Genomic DNA, 581 nt, shown 5'->3' on the forward strand with positions numbered 1-581 from the left:
TTTTAATTTTAAAGTGTTACGCAATCCGCTAACCTTTTTGCATCCTAATAAAAAACGCATAAAAGAATATGACTGGGCACATTTACAAGGGGTAGTGGTACATAACTTTTCACGCTCTTCACTCAACACCACCATATTAATGGTGTGCAAACCTCATACCCATAAAACAATCGACCATATATTATTAGACCCATTACGTGCTGGCATAGGCAGTTATTTGGTTTGGGGTTGGGTCAATAACTTTATGTGCGCTAACAAATTAGCAGGTCTAAACGACGGCAAATACAAATGGGAACAAGAAACCCAATTTAAAGAAAAAATCATTAAAGGACAAGGCTGGCCCGAATGGATGGTTGAAGCGTTTAATGCCACATCGCAACAAGAGTTAGCCGAAATCAAACAACGGAATCATGTAAAACAATAAATTTCAATGGCTCAGGGGTAGGATAAAAAAGCCTATTTTGATAAATATGATCGCAATCGTAATGTCATGACAGGGCTGCCTGAGCCTGATTATAACAAAACTGACGAGCCAGACGAATTTACTTTAACCACATCGGCTAATCATCTTACTGATAAAA

Annotated in this window: 1 protein-coding gene; it reads left to right on the plus strand. The window is 38.0% G+C overall.

Features of this window, described 5'->3' with window-relative positions; translation table 11 throughout:
* On the plus strand, positions 1 to 424 hold a 424-nt coding region (locus B9N71_RS13180), incomplete at its 5' end, for a DUF6708 domain-containing protein (protein WP_167370128.1).
* Between the last annotated feature and the right edge of the window lie 157 nt (positions 425 to 581).

It is taken from the genome of Gilliamella bombi, assembly GCF_900103255.1.
Taxonomy (GTDB): Bacteria; Pseudomonadota; Gammaproteobacteria; order Enterobacterales; family Orbaceae; genus Gilliamella; species Gilliamella bombi.